Annotated in this window: 13 protein-coding genes; 2 read left to right on the top strand and 11 right to left on the bottom strand. The window is 36.6% G+C overall.

Annotated features, from left to right (window positions below):
- Window positions 1-99: 99 nt before the first annotated feature.
- The 7 genes from H4683_RS01375 to H4683_RS01405 form a co-directional block, all read right to left on the bottom strand.
- Window positions 100-2,556: a restriction endonuclease-like protein gene (locus tag H4683_RS01375; protein WP_192597020.1), complete on the bottom strand. Its 2,457-nt coding sequence runs from the start codon at window positions 2,554-2,556 to the stop codon at window positions 100-102.
- On the bottom strand, window positions 2,528-4,291 hold the full coding sequence (locus tag H4683_RS01380; protein WP_225941807.1) for an McrB family protein: 1,764 nt from the start codon (window positions 4,289-4,291) through the stop codon (window positions 2,528-2,530). The genes H4683_RS01375 and H4683_RS01380 overlap by 29 nt, the downstream gene beginning before the upstream one ends.
- A 109-nt stretch (window positions 4,292-4,400) precedes the next feature.
- Window positions 4,401-6,269, bottom strand: a complete 1,869-nt coding sequence (gene drmB, locus H4683_RS01385; protein ID WP_192597021.1) for a DUF1998 domain-containing protein — start codon at window positions 6,267-6,269, stop codon at window positions 4,401-4,403.
- Window positions 6,270-9,851 (bottom strand): helicase-related protein, encoded by a 3,582-nt coding sequence (locus H4683_RS01390; RefSeq protein ID WP_192597022.1) that lies wholly within the window; start codon window positions 9,849-9,851, stop codon window positions 6,270-6,272. It abuts the gene before it with no gap.
- A 9-nt stretch (window positions 9,852-9,860) separates the two neighbouring features.
- Window positions 9,861-11,372 (bottom strand): DISARM anti-phage system protein DrmE domain-containing protein, encoded by a 1,512-nt coding sequence (locus H4683_RS01395; protein WP_192597023.1) that lies wholly within the window; start codon window positions 11,370-11,372, stop codon window positions 9,861-9,863.
- Window positions 11,350-12,315 (bottom strand): hypothetical protein, encoded by a 966-nt coding sequence (locus tag H4683_RS01400; RefSeq protein WP_192597024.1) that lies wholly within the window; start codon window positions 12,313-12,315, stop codon window positions 11,350-11,352. The genes H4683_RS01395 and H4683_RS01400 overlap by 23 nt, the downstream gene beginning before the upstream one ends.
- A gap of 368 nt (window positions 12,316-12,683) precedes the next feature.
- Window positions 12,684-13,064 carry a hypothetical protein gene (locus tag H4683_RS01405; protein ID WP_192597025.1) on the bottom strand — a complete coding sequence of 127 codons (381 nt, stop codon included), beginning with the start codon at window positions 13,062-13,064 and terminating at the stop codon, window positions 12,684-12,686.
- Window positions 13,065-13,366: 302 nt separating this feature from the next.
- On the opposite strand from H4683_RS01405, the gene H4683_RS01410 reads away from it, so the two are divergent.
- Complete coding sequence (locus H4683_RS01410) at window positions 13,367-13,948, top strand: hypothetical protein (protein ID WP_192597026.1); 582 nt, start codon at window positions 13,367-13,369, stop codon at window positions 13,946-13,948.
- Between the two features lie 230 nt (window positions 13,949-14,178).
- On the opposite strand, the gene H4683_RS01415 is transcribed toward H4683_RS01410, so the two are convergent.
- Both H4683_RS01415 and H4683_RS01420 read right to left on the bottom strand, forming a co-directional pair.
- On the bottom strand, window positions 14,179-14,946 hold the full coding sequence (locus tag H4683_RS01415) for a MerR family transcriptional regulator (protein WP_192597027.1): 768 nt from the start codon (window positions 14,944-14,946) through the stop codon (window positions 14,179-14,181).
- 370 nt (window positions 14,947-15,316) lie between these two features.
- Window positions 15,317-16,432, bottom strand: coding sequence for a Fic family protein (locus H4683_RS01420; RefSeq protein WP_192597028.1), 1,116 nt, complete (start codon window positions 16,430-16,432; stop codon window positions 15,317-15,319).
- Between the two features lie 292 nt (window positions 16,433-16,724).
- Here H4683_RS01420 and H4683_RS01425 point away from each other — a divergent pair, with 292 nt between their 5' ends.
- Window positions 16,725-17,798 carry an alpha/beta fold hydrolase gene (locus tag H4683_RS01425; protein ID WP_192597029.1) on the top strand — a complete coding sequence of 358 codons (1,074 nt, stop codon included), beginning with the start codon at window positions 16,725-16,727 and terminating at the stop codon, window positions 17,796-17,798.
- A 573-nt stretch (window positions 17,799-18,371) separates the two neighbouring features.
- On the opposite strand, the gene H4683_RS01430 is transcribed toward H4683_RS01425, so the two are convergent.
- Both H4683_RS01430 and H4683_RS01435 read right to left on the bottom strand, forming a co-directional pair.
- Window positions 18,372-18,599: a hypothetical protein gene (locus H4683_RS01430; RefSeq protein ID WP_192597030.1), complete on the bottom strand. Its 228-nt coding sequence runs from the start codon at window positions 18,597-18,599 to the stop codon at window positions 18,372-18,374.
- 312 nt (window positions 18,600-18,911) lie between these two features.
- Entirely contained in the window at window positions 18,912-20,681 is a 1,770-nt protein-coding gene (locus H4683_RS01435) for a methyl-accepting chemotaxis protein (RefSeq protein ID WP_192597031.1), read from the bottom strand.
- Between the last annotated feature and the right edge of the window lie 137 nt (window positions 20,682-20,818).

The following is a 20,818-nucleotide window of genomic DNA, read 5'->3' on the forward strand; positions in this document are numbered from 1 at the left end:
TAGTCGGTAGTAAAATGACCACTCATACTTTTTCCATGAGTGGTCACTTTATGAATATTATCACGTATAGTCGCCCACTTCATGAGCCTGCAGAAGACATCATTTCCCACGCCAACCGTAACCCGGATAAATCAATTCATTCATCCTTTTAAATATGAATGATTCATTCTCCAAAATCATTACCATATCTATCGTTTCCCTAAAATCTTCACCCATAAAAATTAATTGCCGAAGTTTATGTTGGATTTCCAATCTATACTTCGCAAACTCGAACGAAATGACTCTTTTTGCATCATCTACATATACATTATCCAAGTTCACTTGAACATCATTCGATAGCCGCTGTACCATTTTCCAAAGTATATTTTCTTCCACCGTTTTTGAATGCAGGTTTGCTAACGAATCAGCTTGAAGAAATTTATTCGTGTAAACAGTGGCCTGATGTTGAACACGATAGCCCTTCCCTTCAATCAATTTCTGCTGCCAACGATTGACCTTAAAATAAAGACTTTGTTCATTAATTTCAATACTCGCTACTTCGGCATAGTAACGAATACGCGTCCCATCATCCTCATAAATCGCAACATACTTTATATGTTGCCAGCCTTCTAACAAATCTTCAACAAGCATCTCATAACTTTTCCCCATTAATAACTGCCGTAATTCCGCTTCACTATAGACAGCACAAATTAACACCTGGTCTACCGAATAAAGACTTCCTATTTCTTCATATGTTCCTTTTGGTAATATCCCCTCTTGCTGTAGCTGATCCGGGCTTTTATTCAACAAGTTATCAATAAAACGATCTACTAATCCCGTCACATTTGGCAGGAATGGAAAAGCACCAATATTTACACTTTCAATGCTACGGTATAACGGATGATTCTCGTATTGCCGCTCTTCGGTCCAAGGAAATAGTACATACGCGCCAAATGCCGTGCGCTCATATCTACCATCCGTATTTACAACAATCGAGTCACGATAACGGTGCATCGTATTAATGTCATCCTGCATGGGTCCAGGCATATCAGGATTTGTTTCTAAATCTAAACGGTACTTTGCATCGAAAATATACTGATATTGATAATCTTTGCCTACCTTGCCGATACTCAACATAGAATCCGGTTTTTGTTGTACAGTCGGTACCCGATTACTCGATGTATCAAACTGATATCTCAATGTGATTTCTTCACCTGTAACAGGATGAACATACTTACGCTCGGCTGTTCGTGTCGTATCCAAACTAATAAAAAGCCCGTCCGAATTGATACTTACAATATTCTGACTGACCTGCTCGCACTTTTGCTCTAACAACCGACCTAACTTTAAAAATGTCCAATATTCATACAAAGTAGCAATATCTTTAACCGACATCTTATAAATTTCACCTTGTAAAACAATGCTTTTGCTAATCGTCGTATATACTTGAAGTACATTACGATAACCCGGCGCCATTTGTAATACTAAGCTCATGACAGAGCGATCCAACTTACCGACTGCTCGCCAAAATATATTTCTCTCTCTTTTTTCAACCCATTCAATCATCGTCTTAAGCTTATTGACCAACTCATAATCTTCTTTTCCATATCCCTTTGCATAGGACTTTTCAACCACTCTCATTAAATCCTTAAGTCGTGTGGCTATCCTTAGCATTGTCCATTTTACATAACGGTTTTCGAGGGTATCTGCTGAATGTTCTTTTTTCATTAGCAGCCCCTTGGTAGGCATTACAGTTCTACCGTGAATAGATATGCCATTTGCTGTATCCACAAACTTCCCGCTATTTTTACGTAAATAGGCTAACGTTCGTGAATCCTGTTTCCTTAACTGATCTCCCCGTACCTCTACATACTTTTTTGTCAATTGCTGGTGGGAAACCTTCTCGATTCGCTCAATCGCCTGAGTATATTGTTCAAAATGCAAATCAATCAGACGATAAAACTCTGTTAAGGAAGGTTCTTTATAAATTTGGGCACTCCCCTGTAAATACGTTCGCTTAATAAAATGATAAGCAAGATTATAAATCTCCTCATTCACTTCGTCTAATAACGCCTTGTAATCCTTTTTATAATCTAGCTTTGTAGGGAAAACCTCCAACACAACCGTCAACAGCACACGCTGACGATCTCCGCGAATCTCAAAAGAAGTTAAGCCTACTTCATTTTGAAAATGCAATGTCCCTGTTAATACATCACTTCTAGAAAGCTTTTTTATCGCGTCTCTGAATCCAGGAAATTCATGATAAAATGTTATCCGCTCTTTTATTTCAGGTAAAACAATAATTTCATAACGTCCATTTTCGAAAAAGACAGGTAGTAGTGGTTGATCTGAAAAAGTTTCTACTTGTCCAGTCAACACATTATGAATTTGAATTTCCTCCAAGTTTTCTGCTCGACAATGAAATTGCATAGCATCCTCAACTTTAAACGACATATGTTCGCGAAGTTTATTATATTGTGGATGCGCTGCAGTCCCTTTAATAATGCACGTCAATTCCGCTGTTTTAATGACCACCAATTCTTGTTCTTTAGGAGATCCAGAAAGAAGTGAAACCATCCGCATGATACCTCCCGAGCATTTCTGTGACCTTTTTTGCACTACGCGGATAATTACCGGATATAGCAATATCATAAGACCGGTCAGTTAACCATTCCAAAAGATCATTCAACAGCGTTTCAACCCGACCATCTCCACCCGTAATACGAGGTAAAATCTTTTGCATTATACAGAAATCAAACGCTTCATTTTCATCAAGTAATCCTGCTTCCGCATTATGTATCATATAAAAGCAAATCTCATCTCGCACACGATATCCAACATGCGCATTCAAAGGTTCAAGGATTTTATTAATGGCCACCAATCTACTTGAAACTTTAGAAATTAACGTGCTATGCGTATCATATACATCTTTCAATGAAATATAATTAGCTGCCAACTGCTCATTCAAAAATTGTTGCGCCTCTACTTCTTCCTGTTCTTCAAGGTAGTCAAAGTTCTCTAAGTAAATTTCATTAAATTCAATCGTATTCGCACGATCCAGCACCTTTTTACTAAATGGATGCGTCGTCTCGTCCATATTGACCGTACCGATGATAAATAGGTTTTCAGGTAATCGTAAAGGCACTCCAGTAGCCTTTTCATCCAACAAATAGGATGAAATAATCTCATCCCGATTTCTTCTGCGGCTCTCCATCACACTCAGTACATCACTGAAATAATACTCCACCCGTGCTAAATTCATCTCGTCCAATAAAACAAAATGAGGGAGGGTCGAGTATTTCATCGCGTGCTCAACCATTTCTGTCAACGGACCTTTTTGAAACTCACCTTTTATATCTGTGTATCCTAATAACTCCGAACCGTCACTCCAGTCCGGTCTAACAGGGATTAACTTAAACCGTTCATTTTCCTCTGTAGCCCCAACACTCTCCGCAAACAACTGCACAATCTTTGTTTTCCCGGTTCCTGAAATTCCAGAGATGATGACAAATGGCTTGCTACGTAGGGATAAGTAGAAATTTTTGATATTGATGAGGGAGTAGTTAAAGCCTTGGGAAGTGATGTAAGAATGGATATGCTCGATTAACTCAATACCCTCCAATATTTCCAATGGCTTTATTTCAGGCTCAAGAGGTAGCTCACCATGTTCTTTTAAATTCAAAAGTGTCTCTAACATCGTATATTTCACGGGATTACCACTACCTTTATGGATAGATTGAACATCAAGTGCAATTAATTTCTCACGAATAGTCTCACTTGCCAATTCCCCTTCTAAAATAAAACGACCTTCTCTTTCTGGACGCATATCTGGTTTATAACCAGTTAATAGATAAACATCTATTATCTCATTGTTATATACTGCACAATAATATTTAATATCTTGAGTCTCTAGTTTTTTCGCACTGATTTTCCAGCTAATACTAGTCACCTCATATAATTTTTCAGAAGAAATCCCTTCGTAATAACTCTGATTAATCTTAATTAAAATCACATCATCAACGTCGGTCGCTATAGCTACTTCACTTCCTTCAGAAGCTAAATACTTTTTATAATGATTCAATGCAGCACTATACATTTGATTTCCACGCTTGTTTTTCTCAATAAAATCACTGTTCAACATTACCTTATCAATATATGTCGGATCGTTTAGCGAATAAATATCTACTTCGTCCAGTCCCCAACCAGCCATCTCATTTGAAACTATTTTTATAGCATCAAAATACTTCTTCCGGGTTATTTCTTTACTATTTAAATTTCTATCCATCCATTGTCTAAACTTTTCACCATTCATTTGAACACCCCGCTTGTCATAGATATTATTTTAGTGAAAATACAACCATTTCTCCTAGCTATAAATAAACCCACACATAAATGCATGAGTTTATTTACAACCTTTACTTTTAGTCTCTAAAATAACCTATGGTCTTATCAATAAGTAGACTTCTATCCAAGTACAAATTCCAAAATTCACAGGAAGTCTCGGGTATATGCGAACAATTATAGCATGCTGCACCGTTCAATCCATTCACCCCATGTCCCTGCGTTTTACCTAGCTCTGTACATACTGGATCCGAACTACACCATTCTGCATTATTTTTAGCTTTATCTAAAATCTGAAAGAACTTATCTTGTAAACCTAGGCGAACAAGACCACCTAAAGTCCCTTCTGAATCGCCCGCTGAAATATAAATTAACACACCAATCTGTCCTTCATCCAAATACAGCCTCTCCCTAATTGAAGCTCGATTGTAGCCGCACGCATTTGCAAGTTCATCAATTAGAAAATGTGATAGTGTATGTAGCATAATATTTCGTGGCTTGAGAATAGAGTCATCTCGGTGTTCCACGTGCTTTATTCTTTTAAGATAAGCCTCAAAATATTTTTGAACTGTTGGAGTGGATTCCCACTCTTCAACTTTTTCTAAGTTAAGCTGCAAGAAGATTCCCTCTCCGTAAACTTCATTTACTGGCAGCCATTTTTCATGAAGACCACTGTAATCTTTATATAATGAAGGATAATAATCACTGTAACCTGTATTGTCCTTGAAGTCTTTACGGTCAAATCCATACAAGGCCGTTGTTTCTTTCAGCTTTAATACTCTCGACAGACGTTGTAAATAGGGTTTATAGTAATTTTCTTCAACTTCTTCTTTAACATCGTACTCCCATTCAAGTTCAACTTTTAACTCTTCAGAACTCAGTGTCGATGTAAGCTTTTCGAATTCTTTTTCTTTAATTAATAGACCTGGTCTTTCTAGCTCTTCTTCCGTATATTCATATTCCTCGCCAGATTCAATGTACATTATGGCATCTTCAATCTCTCGGTCTGTTGTTTCTTCCCTAAGTTCAAATCTCAGATTTTCCCGAATGAATTTTATCTTTTTTTCAACATTATCTAATAAGCCTAGGTTTGTACGTACCAAATGTTTAGCTGGAGATTGAATTTTAGATACAATCAAATCAACATTCTGACTATAGTCGCCTGGAATTGCCAAAGCACTAATTTTTTTAGCCATATACACACTAATTGAGTTTCTTAGGATCGCAACGGGCGCCGCTACACACTCCTCTTTCTCATCGCCACACCATGGACGTTCACCTTCACAAGTATATCTTTTAGACTTATCCTTATTAAGCTGATTTCCTAAATAGCTTGTATTATCATCCTTATCAAATGAAGTAACTCTTTGAAGATTTCTCCTTTCATTACATCTCTCACAAATAATTGCCCAAGAATCTAGTGTAGATCCACCACTCATTTGAATATGCAGATTGCCATTGCATATAGTATCTTCATTGTTATGAACCCATTTACGCCAAGGGAAATCCGATAAATGTCCATGATCACAAATCACTACAAATGGTACTTGTTTGTAGTATCTCTTTTGGTTACATTTTGGACAGTCTAGATACACAGATGTTTGGTCTAACTCAAGTTCACGTAAAGACCTACAAGAACTACAATAATGCCATTTAGGGAAACGCATCAAAGGCATTACAAGGTTACTGTTTGGAACAACTTCCAGAGCATGCTCTGAACTCCTTCTAAATTCAGGTGGTGTATAGAATTTATCTACTTTTAAAATTGCTTTTAAGCGTGGTTCATTGACTGCAAATTCTTCAATATTTCTTGCTCTATTCCCATAGCTATCCTTAAACCACAAATCCAATGCACCTATAACCGCTGTTTCACCTTCCGGGCTAATCACCAAAGAGCCCGGACCTTCAGTTCCTACCAATTTGGAACGTCGCATCGGTAAATATCGCATTTAGTCATCATCCTCCCAAATAAATTCATCATCTTCTTTATCAAGCAAGACGATAGACCCCCGACACTCAACATCGACACTTCTTAATGAATTTATTACAGGGATACTCCCCTGGTACTTTTCCCCGTCATTTAAGTTTCCAGCTTGATACATTAACCCTCGAGTAGTATCAGAAACTCTCCAAGTCTCATAACGTCCTTGTAGTATTGCATCCATAAAAGTCTTAAATAAGTCTTTCCAAATACCAATTTGCTCCGGATCAACTAGTTCTACACGTTCTTTAAATCGCTTATGAAAATCAATAAAACGTTTATCTTCCAGAACACGTTTCAATTCTTTCTTTGTAGGATATTTGGCCATTTGAATGTCCACACGTTGACGTAAGAACCCAATCAATACTGCCGTTAATCCTCTTTCCAAGGATGCTGTAGAGAAAGGAGTTAGACTTGTCGTTTCTACTTGTGCATAAAGTCGTTGGTGATACTCATTAAAATGCTCAAAATGAGATTTATCGCGTGAGTTTTGGTTAGAATACACTGTTACAATTAGCCCTGGTCTTTCATATGGTCTTCTTCCTACACGACCACTTACCTGAATATATTGCGCAGTCATTTTGGGTTGTCCAATAATCCCCATTAATGATAACCGATCAATATCAACTCCAACTTCAATGATATTAGAGGCTAAACATGAGGTAAGGGCCTTCGTTCGTCCCTTGCTATCTTTTTGTGTATAGGGAACATTTAAATCATCAATCGTTTTGGAGATTTCATTGCTTTGTTTACGAGAGGTTAATTCTAATGGTGCATTTAAAAATCTTTTTTTATCTTTATCTACGCCCTCTCTCTTACTTAAAGCATCAATATAGGTTGGAATATCACTATTAAATAAATTTAATCCAGCCCCTAGATCTCTTAAGCTATTATAGAAAGAAAGCAGTGTCCAAAACGGGTCCCGTTCACCTTCTGGTAAACTTCCTACCTTTTGTAAGATTGCTGAATATGTCATTACCTGCGCCATTAAAATACGTACGCGTGACGTGAAAACACCAATATACTTTCTACCTGGCTTTGGTTCGCCATTTTCATCTATTGCTACCTTAGAGAAGAAGGAGTCATCAATATCAATACCTGGGCTTGGGAAAAGTTGTGAAATTTCCCGACCAAATAAACATCTAGCTTGTTCTCCAAACTCTTTAATCGTTGCTGTTGCTGAAATAATTTTAGGCTTAATTGGTTCTTCCCCACGATCATCAATACATAATTCTTCAATCAATACTTCGTACAGACCAGCAAGCGTTCCAAGTGGTCCCGAAATCAGATGCAACTCATCTTGAATAATAATTTGTGGAGGAGATAGAAAACGTTCTCCTAAGTCATTTAATCCAAATAAACTTCTTGCTTCTGGCCTCCATGTTAATTGAACAAACTTATCGATTGTCCCTATTAAGAATGTTGGTCTTTTTTCATAGATAGTTTCGTCAACGAAATATACTGGAATTTCATTATGAAAATCACATTGACTATCGGGACATTGGACTATTAACTGTTCTTTTTCCCGTCTAAAACCAAGAGGCACAGTCTCGCGAAATCTCGCTCCTGCTCCTTTTACCTCGACTTTTCCGATTTCGCAACCACACCATGGACATCTTGTTAAAACTAAATTATCCAGACCTTTAGCTGTTTTCATTTTCTTAACTTGTGCAAATGCATCTTTGTTTGTATTAGGCGATGTTGTAGACCCTACCCAAATCCCAATTGAGTATGGGATATCCCCAAGGGCCGTTTTATTATCCCTCCGAATATACTCCATTGCACAGATTAACCTTGAAGCTCGCTGAAATTGATCTGCTGTCAAAAGTCGTAATGTGTAGCGCATCATAATATCTACACCTGCATCATTTGGATCTAATAAACGTCGATAGAACATTTGAAAGGCAGCAACACCCAAGTATGCCTCTGTTTTACCTCCTCCTGTTGGGAACCAAATCAAATCTACCGTTTCACGATCAAAAGAATCTTTTTTAACTAATGATTGGATGGATAATAAGAAAAATGCAATTTGAAAGGCGCGCCAAGTGTTTTCACGACTATCTAAATCCTGCATATCTTTCATCACATCATTATAAGGCTTATCAATGAACAATTTCATACCTTTACTGTCACTTTTTTCACAATAAGCTTTACGAGGGGTTTTGCCGTTAAGTTGTTGGAGTAAAATAGCTTTATTCGCTAATTTAAACGCCTGAAACACTTTTGGATCTTGTAGTAATTCTAAACCTTTTTTCATTCGGTGAAGACTATCCTTACAAAACTGTAAATTAGCATCGGCAGCTTTTTTCAACTCTTTTTTCATATTTGTGGTTTCTAACTCTCGCTCTTGGATCCAGCCTTCATACCCAACTACCAATGGTTGTAAAATCTCTAATAATTCTTTATAGTTCTGTATGTTCATCAATGCAGCCATTTTGATCTTTAATGCTACTTCTTTTCCATCTACATTCAATGTTATATCCGGTGTCATACTTTCTGTTTCATAGGCTGGAATAAATGTAGAATTAATCTCATTTATTTTTTCAGCATTTTGATCCCATCTAACTGAACAGCCATGACCAAATGCATAATTAAACTTGTTTTTAAATAAAAGTTCGTTATTCCACTCATCCTTTGTCAATTCCAAATTACGTTGTGAGGCTTTAGGGTAATTTAAAAAATCACCAAAGTCCGCAGATATATTTAATTGCGACTGGAATACTGTATATTCATCTTTGTTGTATCTAAGCAGAGGTTCTGTAACATTTACAACGGTCACTGTAAAAAGAATATAATCTTTTTTAATTCGACACTGTACATGTAACTTCAACTTGATCTTCTCGATTTCCTCTTTTACTGCATTATTTACATCTAACTCATATTCTTTCAAACTGACTTTCTCTTTCGGATCGAAATCCGATATTGGGACGTCCAGTTCACCATAAATAGATGTACGTAGCCACCAGTCATCCTTAGAATCATAGCTCTTTTGTTTTCCACTTTTTTCATCTTTATACTGAATATCCGAATAAACTTTATGTTTAGCATAGACGCCACCCACAAATTTAACTTTGAAATCCTTTGCCTCTTTCGACAAGCAATACGTGATTCCCATACTAGAAGGTATAGAATCCTTTTGTTGAATCTTGGGAGATATATCCTCTAGTCCAGTATCTTCAATCATTTCATCCCGATTATCTAACTTATCAAGTTCATCATAAAATCCAACCTTTGTTTCATCAATCTTCTTATCAGACACCATCTCATCACTTTCATCTTCTGTCCCTTCACTTTGAAGTTGAACTGGATAAAGCATTCCCGCTGCATATCTACGAGATGGACTGTCTCTTTGAATAACTTCCTCTTTTAAAGTCGCTGAAAGCCAATAGTAATTTGTATTTAAATCATCGAAACTATCGAATTTTGTATTACCGGTTGTATTTAATAACTTTGTAGCATTCTTAATATCGCCAGGTCCTACAATCTCTTGCTCAATTGCCTTTATTAAAGTCTCTCGATTTCCCAAAGCTTTTTCTAAACTTTTATCCATAGTTACACCTCACCCTTTAATAATCTTCAATATTTCTTTTTCTGGAATATAATATATTTCTTTTGAAATCTTTTTAATTTCTTCAATATTAAAAGATGCTCCCTCGAATTCAGTTGATTCAAAAGTATAAAATCCATTTTCATCAATAATGCCCTCAAGATTTTCATCTAGCTCATTCATCAAAATATATGAAATTTGGTGTCCAGCAGAAATATGAGCGCTGACAATTTCACTAGCTGCGGTTATTATCTCTTCTTTCTCTAAAAGTTCAAATTTGAATACCTCTAATAATTCATTCAAACATGAGGGCTTAATAGTGTAACTACTCATCCAATTTTTTATATTATTCTCTCTAGCTACTTTAATTCCATATCGTTCTATTAAAATTCTTGAAATTTTATCAATCCCCTTTTTATCCACATTAAAACGCAGCCTTTTTTTCCATTTCTCTACATTTGATCGATGCTTCTTGGCGTTTATCCCCATAATCTCATCCGCCACTTCTCGAACTAAGTTAGATGCGTTTTGAGTTCGAAAAACTAATAAGTCTCCCGCAGACAACTCTTTTACTTTTTCTTGAGTTATCTTTAAAGATTCTCGATCAATTACATTCACCTTTTGCCCTTTAGGTAAAAATATATAATTATTATGAGAAATAGTTGCCAACTTCACTTCAATCTTTTCCTCTAAAGAAACACTTGCGATATTTTGAAATCGACTGATTACATCTTCCTCTGATTTTTTTTCATTTCCACTTAAAAACGTCTCTTTAAAATCTATACCCGTAAAACCTTTGTCAGTTGTAACATCCTTATAAATCGTATTAATCAAGTCATTCTGATTTATTAAATCTGAGAAAGACTCCCTTTTTAATAAACGATTTTCAAAACATGCATATCCTAAAAAAAAAGTATATTTCCCATAGAACACTTCTGAGAACTTTCTATCAAAATAGCTGGGCGTTCCTAAAAAGATAATATGTTCAGCAAAAATGCCATGGTCAACAAACTCCTTATCACGCATTACTTTAATTTTCATGTTGTTAATTTCTAAGTACTCGTTCACTATTTTTTGTCTAGTTAAAATATATGTATTTTCAGCATTAATGGGTTTCCGATATCCCAGTTTATTCAAAACATCAATATAAGCATTATTATTTTGTTTTCGTAGTAATCTTATTAAGTCAATGATTGGCACGACATCTTTTTCAAACAAGTCCGTGTAAATAGATTTTTTAGTAAGTGAAAAGTAATTTACGATTGGCATATTATTTGTTTCAAAATAGGTACTATAGTTACTAACTGAACCTACTACCTTCCTACATACCCCAATAAACTCCTCTGTTCTTTCTGATAATACCTCGTCATTCCCATAAAATGATTTCACTGTACTCTTTAATATTTTCAATGCATGCATTAATTGTCCTATTCGATCTTCTTCAACCTTTACAAATTCTACATTTACTGAAGAGGAATAAAGTTCGTTTGCTAAACCTAAATTAGCTCTGCGATAACCAGGCAAAGATCTCCACTCCTTTCGGGATTTCAACTTGATTATCATCCATATAGTCTAATATCTCTTTATTGACAGATCGACTCTGGCCCAATAGAAAATCTTGCTCGATTTTAAATTGAAGATCTTCAAATTTATCTTCAGAATCATGTTGATCCACAATAAACACGCTTTTCCCTCCATCAAAGTAATCCATTTTTCTAAGACTATGCCCACTTCCTATAAATACTGCAATCGCTTCATTGGGAATTGGTATTGAAAAACTTTGTTCAATAAATGAAATGTTTTTAAATGTACCCTCTGTGCCATCAAATACTAAATCGTTTAATTGAAATACCTCTCCCTCCGCTTCCAACTGGATTGAACTTAGAGAGCCTATCCATTCCTTCTTATTCGCAAATAAATATGTTTGCGGTGTATTTTGCATCATCAGCAATTGAAGCTTTTCTTCAGTATACAAATTTTTCAACTTAATATTTTCCGTTATGCTATCTACACTTCTAACTAGTCTAGTATTTCGAACCGTGGTTATCCCATCATCATGAATTCTCAAATAGTCAAACCATCTTGTTTCCGGTATATAATTAATGGCATTCAAGCGATCCTTCACTACTATAGCTCTTGTCTCTGAACCAGGCATTTTACTCACTTCTATAACAGAATGAGCTACCCAGCCTTTACTTGTCTTATAAAGAACCCTTTGCCCTTTTTGTAAAGTGAGATATTGCTGTAACAAAGCATCTCTTGATGGGTTTTTAAAATCATGGTCTAAAGCACCTAATATAAAAAAGTATGAAAATAATAAATTAGAGGGTACAGATATATATAACTTCAATGGCTTATCTATTTCTTTAACATAGTTAGCCAATATAAAACTGAATCTCATCCAGTCTTCAAAATATGTATAATCGCCTCTTTCAAGATTTTCATATTTCCATTCACCCTTAAGCATCACTACTCCACCTCCAAAATATTATTATCTGAAAACAAGTTCAACTTATCAATATCCAATATGAACTAATTGAACTTCTCATGTACCTGAATACTCAGTCACAGGAAGAAACAAAAATCCTAAATAAAAGCTTAATTCCAGATTCGATTATTATTCTAGTGAAAATAGTTTTGCTTTATACAAGTTTAAACTCACTTATATGTTTCACATCGCTCAAGCTTCCATTCTTCTCACACTAACTATTTACCTACTACTATACCACTATGTACTCATATTGTTACACCGTTAACCGCTTAAGCAATCAATTGATTTATTGCTGGAAGGATTTGTAGAATAGCTACTGATTAACTACCTTCAGCCTCAAATTTTCAACAATCATACCAATCCGTCCAGTAAGCATCCCCATTGCCATTATCATGCATCGACAAATAATCCTCCCACGTAATAACTTGCATAAGACACTTTTCGCTACAATACTGTTTTGCATCCGATTCAAAGTAAAATCCTTCCTGCATTGGTACTCCACATTCCGAGCATAAGCGCTCCTCTTCTTCGAGATCTTTCATGCGAAGATGGTGCGCAGTGAGCACGGTATTCAATTCTAAGCGTGTTGCACATTCAAACTTGAAGAAACCCTCATTAATATCATAAATCGCACAAACTTTATCACTTTCTATTAATATTCCATCCTGAATCACAATCGTTCCATTCCGATCTACTACTTGAATCGATGCACTTTTAAAATTCATTATTCCTCCCCCTACTCAATTGATCAGTTCTGATTCAGGAACAAGCCGCAAGCTTTTACAATCACAAACCTGACATATGTATGTTTCATCTTCGTTCATTTCGTGGCACGCATTGCAGACGTAAAGCATATGCTCCTTCAGGCTCTTCTACTTGCATCGACAAACCCTGGGATGAAAGTAGATGGGCCAAATCCTCAATCAAGGTAGAAACGAATGAGTAGTTAGAATAACGAAACTTCTCTTGTGTGTTATCCGTATAAAGAGTAGCTAACTTAATCGAAAAAGAGAAGGTGGGTGAAATTATGTCTCATAAATCACGTTGGAATCGTATTTCTTTCTTCACAAAGAAGATCTTTCTAGGAAAGACAAGGGTTTCCATATCTTCTGTCCTTATATGCCTATTACTTGTAGGCTGTTCTCAAGATGAACTACAAGATAAGAACAAAGAACTTATTCAAGCCTTTCTGGAGTATGATTTGAATGCTCCAAATAAAGAAGCAATACAAATACAAGATGAACTGTTTAAGCAGCAGGAGAGCGGACCATTCAGTAATGAGTATAACGCGTATTTAAAGGATAGCTACGGACCTTACTTTTCTGAAAGTGGTTATAATAAATTTGTTTCGAGATCTCAAGCATTAGAGTTCCACATAGCGGCTGACAAATACGATTTTGAAACAACGGTTAGTAAAATCGATGTAGAGCAAAGTAAAGATACCCCAACGAATTATCACTTCACCGTTTATATTGATTATGAAAAAAACGGTAAGGATAAAGTTAATGCAGAAATCACAGGTATAGCGGTTCTTCGTCCTGATGGAATAGAGAAAATAACGTACCTTGGTAATAAGAAATTGTGGAGAACGCTTATGACAGGCGAGTGAAAAATAAAAGTAGACGTATTTCGTTCTTGCAAAAGGTGAATTCCATACGAAAGATGGGAGAATTTTAAATGAAAAACTATGGGGATCTTTGCAACCAATTAAAATCTAGTGTCAACTTTATTGAAGCTTTCGATTGTTTTAGGGCTTGAACTAAAGCTCGTTGATTATACAGAAGAGGCGATTAGTTTAGCTTGATTGCTTCTTCTTATCGCCATGAAGCAATCAGTTTCTCACGGCTTCTTTCCAATAGAGGGTCCTCCTAAAACATCAATAATCTCTCTTTTCTCCTCTTCAAGATCTCGCCATGTATAATAATCAGAAGGATCATCCATAGAGTCGCCATCAAATTCTTGAAAGGCTTCTTGGTAGGTAGCTGATTTATACTTTATTTGCAGCTCTGTCAGATCGTTGTTAATCTCTTGCAAGCGTTCAGTAGGTGATTGATTTCGTCGTTTCTTTTCCTGAGCAATCATTTGCAAACGGATAGCGTAAACCGGGTCCCGCCAAATTTTGATGATACATTTAGGTATTTTTTTATGCGACGTCGTATCTACGCATTCCAATCCTTGTTGGATGTATTTATTTAATGTCACTTTTGAAACACCTAATTGTTCCGATGCCTCTCTCGGTGTTAACAAGTAGTTTTCGTGATATTCAAAATGGATACCTTCTCCACCCATTTGATAATACCAGTTCTCCAAGTCAATTTTAATTTTCCCGAAGTCTAAGTCAGATGGGGGCATTTCCATAGTCGCAAGTCGCTTTAGCCACTTTAGTAAGTTTTTACGATGTTTTTCTGAAAGCAAGTAATCCGTGCTAAATCGAATGCCACTTTTGTCAAACGTAATTCCCATCAGCTTATCTGAAAAAACACCTAACATTATAGTGACAACTTTCCCGAGTACGTAATCCGTTTCTTTTTCAATCACATGCTCATTGTGCTCACGATAGGCGATGTCAATATTCTGTTCAGTTATTTCATAAATAACTTGGCTCATTGTCCTCACCCTCCTACCTCCATTATAAATTTTATTAACGATAAGTCAATATAGTGAACTTAACGATTCAAACTTATCGTTTATGAAGTCTATTCCTATCCACTTCAAATGATTCTTAATCCATTTTGATAAAATAAAGACTAACTGGCTCTATAACGTTTCAGGACTTGTGCAGAATCGAGTGCCACCAAGAATTGACTAAACAAAATAAGGACCAAATAAGGTACGCTAACGTACCTTATTTGGTCCTTATTTTTGACTTTAGACCCCCTAGAAATTCCTTATTAAGGAAGAACCCCATACTAAAGGAGTTTTCAAATTTGTTTTATCCCCTTATAATCATCATTGAACAAGTGCCAATGTCTATTACTCACTCTTTATAACCCAAATCTGCCAGTGTAAATTCCGAATAGCCACTCCCTATCCGATAAGCTGTAATTCGTTTTGTTCCTCCTGCTGGCTCGATTAACCCCTTCAGCACCCACTGCTTTGTCCACTTTCCGATAGTCCGTGTATGAACTTGGAACAGCTGAGTCAATTCGATTGGCTTAACAGGTCGATTCGTTTCAATCATAAATCGTAATAACGTCGTTTCATTTGGTTCAAGTAAAGCTATCAGTACATGCTGATTTGATGTTGAAAATTGTTTTGCAAGATTCGCGACCTTTTCATATGCCAGGGACATAATTTTCACAAAGTATTCAATCCAAGGGGCCATATTCTCTGGGTTATGACGTCCGTCGTAATAGAGAACCGGCAATCCCATCTGTAAATGCCGGTAATAACCATCCAAATCTTCCACATAATATTCTTCCAAGGATTGAAATCCTTTCATATCATAATCCGCCAAAGATAACATGTATGTTGCTAGTGCCCGTGCCGTCCTCCCGTTACCGTCCTCAAATGGATGGATTGTCAGTAATTGATAAGCGGCAATGGCTGCTTTGATTGGGATAGGAAGATCTGTTTCTTGCTTAATCCATGTAGTAAAATCATCCATGAGAACCGGTACATCCGAATACTCAGGAGGTATATATTCAGGCTGACGGGTTTTATTATCAAATACTGCAAATAGAACGCCAGGTTCTGTCGCTTCCCTGTACCTACTTTTCAAAGCCTTTCTTCCGGTTCCATGCTGATAGATGATTGCATGTAATTGTAGAATAAAATCTTCTGTTATAGGCGTCCCTTTTTTCTTCTCTCGAGATAAGAATGACAGTGCTTCCCAGTAATTCCGTACTTCATCTTCCGCCGCAATTCTATTCTTCTCCGGTTTTTGTTTGACTACTCTTGATACTTGCTCCAAATCCAGTAGATTTCCTTCAATTCGTGTTGAATAGTGTGTCATTTTTACTTTTGCCTTCTCAATCAAATCACGCTCGACCGTCGCGGGTAAAGGCATAAGATCAACAATCGCTCTTGAATGTTCAATCGACATTAGCTCTGAAACCATGGTATTTGTGTATGTGAATTTTGGATTAAACACCTTGCTCACCTCAATAAGGATATTTTAGATACCTTAATTATACCCTCCAGACTCCTTAATAGTCCCTTATTTCTCATTTAAGACTCCTTACTTGGTTCTTATTTGGTGAAAGGCATCCTCTGACGTGCGAGTTGAAATATTTCAATCCGATTCATTTAATTCACTCCTTAAAAGAAATCTTCAATAGTAGAGGTTGACCCATTAACAGAGTTAGACTATTCTAAACATAGTAACTCTTCATCTATTCAGACACCACCCACTATATTTTACAATGGAAGGACGTTAACTATTGATGATTAAAAATGAATTCTACTCACAGGAAAATCAAGGACCTTACGAGATTTATGAACTTGGAGATTTTGAATTAGAGGATGGCGGGATGATTCCTGATTGCAAATTGGCCTACAATACGTTTGGAGAGTTGAATCGTTCAAAAGATAATGTCATTGTGATTCCTACTTGGTTTTCTGGTACAAGTAAAGACATGGAACCGTACATTGGTGAAGATAGAGCGTTAAATCCAAAGGAATACTTCATTATCGTCATCAATCAAATCGGAAATGGACTTTCGAGTTCTCCTCATAACAGTCCGGAACCGATTGCGATGGACAATTTTCCGAATGTCCGAATTGGTGACGATGTGCGTGCACAGCACAAATTAATCACTGAAAAGTATGGAATAAAAGAAATAGCTCTCGTTGTTGGTGGTTCAATGGGCGCTCAGCAAACTTATGAATGGGCAGTTAAATATCCTGATATGGTGAAAAGGGCAGCACCAATTGCGGGTACGGCTAAAAATACGCCACATGATTTCTTGTTTACTGAAACTTTAAATGAAGCAATCACTTCCGATCCAGGTTGGAATGGCGGAGATTATCGTTCGCACACTGAAGTCGCTGACGGTTTAAAAAGACATGCAAACATTTGGGCAGTTTTAGGATTGTGTACGGAATTTTATCAGCAGGAAAAATGGAGATTATTCGGTGTGAATTCGGTAGAGGAATTTACGAATGGTTTCCTCCAACCTTTATTCCAAGGCATGGATCCAAATGCTTTACTTACAATGGCTTGGAAATGGCAACGAGGAGATGTGAGCAGAAATACAAATGGCAATCTGGAAGAGGCTCTTGGTAGCATCAAAGCGAAAGTTTTTGTTATGCCGATTGATGAAGATATGTTCTTCCCAGTGAAAGACTGTGAGGCTGAACAAAAACTGATTCCAAGTAGTGAACTCAAAGTGATTAAAAGCCTCTGTGGACACTTCGGCCTGTTTGGTGGAGAAGGTGCGGACTATCATAATCAAATTGATCACTATTTGAAAGAGCTACTAGAAGTTCCTGTTAATGCGGAGGCTTGTGGGAAATAACTTTCAGAGAAAATTATGTAATTCAATAAGGAGAGAACTCGATTATCTAGGATATTCTTCATCTTGGTCCCATTCTCTTCGCTCCCGAGAAAGACTTCGACGTCTGGAAGAAACAATGAACTATTACTTTCGAAATATAAAAATAGTATTTAAACTGGCTCTTCACCAAAGCATGTACTTGACTACTTTTATCAGCTAAAAAACTCATCGCTACATTCCAGCAAAATCCGGTTGTTTGCTGGTACTTTCAATTGTAGGGGATACAGGTGTTTTTCTGTATAATTTTTCATGACAAGAACAGACTTTGGTGTTGAGCCAAAAAACCATTACTTTATCTCATACTGTACCCCCTCGTTAGGATACTAATCATTCATAATTTCGTTATCATGTGATTATTTGAATCATTTGTCTTTCCGAATTTGATTATTGTATTTGGGGATTGAAGCATCCTAGACGGGTGCTTTTTTGTTGAAGTTATTAATTTAAAAGGATATCGGGGTTTATCACCAATCGAAGTGAAAAAATGACCAATAGGGGGTTAAAAGCCTTCCTCCCGTTGGTCAATAAAATATTTCATTCCCCTTGCAAAGCCCTGTCAATGTACTGATAAATTTCCGCATCCACACCATGTTGCAAATCATTTCCTGGATTATCTTTCGGTGTGAACTTTTGTCTGTTGTGCATATGCCAAAGCCATAATTTTAACAAAGTATTCAATCCAAGGAGCCATATCATCTGGGTTATGATGTCCGCTGTAATATAGAACCGGCAATCCCATTTGTCAATGTCTAGAATAGCCATTCAAATCTTCTACGCAATACTCTTCCAAGGATTGAAACCCTTTCATATCATATTTCTCCATAATTTCCTTAGTAGTTGATTTACCCTCACTTTTATCTTTGACAACAGCCCACTTAATTTCACTTGTATATACGTTTTTCCCTACTGAAAAACACCTCCGCTAAATGCACTTTGAACAAGTGTGTAGCATTTACGTAGGTGTTTTATATTATCTCAGCTGTTTAGGTTAGTTCACAACCAGTTCATGGTTAGAAGATGTTTTGCTTTTAAAAAGGGGGTGAAGTGTTTCAGAATTACTTTATATGCCGACGTTTATAAGCGATATTTGCTAATCGTTCCATTTACTTTTTCGCTCAAGTCCGTTAAGCCTTGTGCAAGTGTTGTAACAATAGCGATCGTTTGTGATTGTTCATCTACAGATGCCGTTACTTCTTCTGCAGAAGCGGCTGTTTCCTCCGCAATTGCAGATACATTTTGAATTGCATCAATGATAAGCGTACTTTGTTCGGTGACATGTTGAATCTCTACAGTTAACTGCTCCATTGCGGCTGCGGTCTCTTGAACAGTCGTTGCGATTTTATTGAATTCATCTTCAGTATCATTCACTGCACCATCCAATTTGTCAGCAATGGAAGCAGTCATTGCCATTGCTGCAACCGTTTCTTCGACTTCTTTTTCAATCCCAACAATCATTTGTTGAATTTGTATTGTCGATTCATTCGATTCTACAGCTAATTTCCTAACTTCCTCCGCAACAACTGCAAACCCTTTGCCGTGTTCGCCAGCACGTGCAGCTTCAATACTTGCGTTTAATGCCAATAAATTTGTCTGCTGTGAGATGTTATTAATGGCATCTGTAATGGTCGAAATATCTTTTAGTTTCGTATAAAGATTGGAAATGCCAGCACTTATTTTTTCAGATGCTTGCGTTGATTCATCGTTGGATTTTTTTAGGATTGTGACAATGTTTTTCCCTTTTAATGTCGCATCTTCAGAAATAGCAGTGATTTCTTTAATTTGTTGATTTTGATTGTTCATTTTTTGAACAGAAGTGGTTAACGTATTAAGACTCTCACTTGTATCTTCTAAATTAGCTGCCTGGCCGATTGCACCTGTCGTAATTTCTGTCATTGCAACGCCAATTTCATCACTACTTGCAGACGTTTCTTCCGACACAGCAGATAAATCACTTGCCGAAGTAACCAACAATTCACTTGTTTTTTTCACATCTTGTAGTAACATGCGGAGATTGTCCGTCATTTTATTGAAGGACACGCCAAGCTGGCCAATCTCATCATCCGATTCAGGGAGCTTTTTACCTGTTAAATCACCTGATGCGATTTGAAGAGAAATTTGTGAGACGTCACTTAATAAAGCAAACTTCTTCCTTGTGGCGAAATAAAAAATGCCTATACCAATGACAACTGTTGTCAATGTTAATACGAAGATAATCCACTTTAAGTCATCTAACGATTCATAAAACTCATCTGTATATGCACCGATTCCGATATTCCAATCCCATGGCTCAAAATAAGTCATATAGGCAATTTTTACTCTTTGCTTATTTTCACTAATATTCATCCAATTATATGAATAAAAACGATCCTCGTAGTTGTCAGACTGAGCAATGTCAACTAAATTTCTGATTGTATACTGTCCATCATTATCCTGAACATCCGTCTGATCTTTGTTTAGTGGGATAACAGGGTTCATGGTAACAATATAGTTTGAATCAAAAGCAAATAGATAGCTATCTTTCTTATACACAAACGCTGACTTGCTAAAGTCATAAAAAAGCCCTTCTTCACTTGTTGCTGGTCCAGTTATTAAAACACGCGCTCTTTCTTGTGCTTCAGCTAATGTAACGTTTCCTTTTTCGACCTCTTCATTCAATAGAGTTAGTACTTCGATTGATGTGTTTGCTAGATGAGCTAAGTCCATCTTTCCACTGGCAATCAATTCTTTTTTAGCGAAATGAAAGCTTGTCGCGCCAATAATCGAGCCAATGGCCGTAATCATAATAAAGATAAGAAATAATAACTTAAACGATATTTTGTTTGAAAAATCTTTTTTCTTTTGCATTTACTTACCCCTTTTATATGTGTGATGTGGTTGTGTAAAAAACAAAGAATGAATGACAACTCCTCTGAAGGAATAAACGACCACCTACTAAAGTAGATGGAATCCATTTAGACCAAATACTAACAAAGAATAAATTC

The sequence above is a fragment of the Sporosarcina limicola genome (genome assembly GCF_014873855.1).
Taxonomy (GTDB): Bacteria; Bacillota; Bacilli; order Bacillales_A; family Planococcaceae; genus Sporosarcina; species Sporosarcina limicola.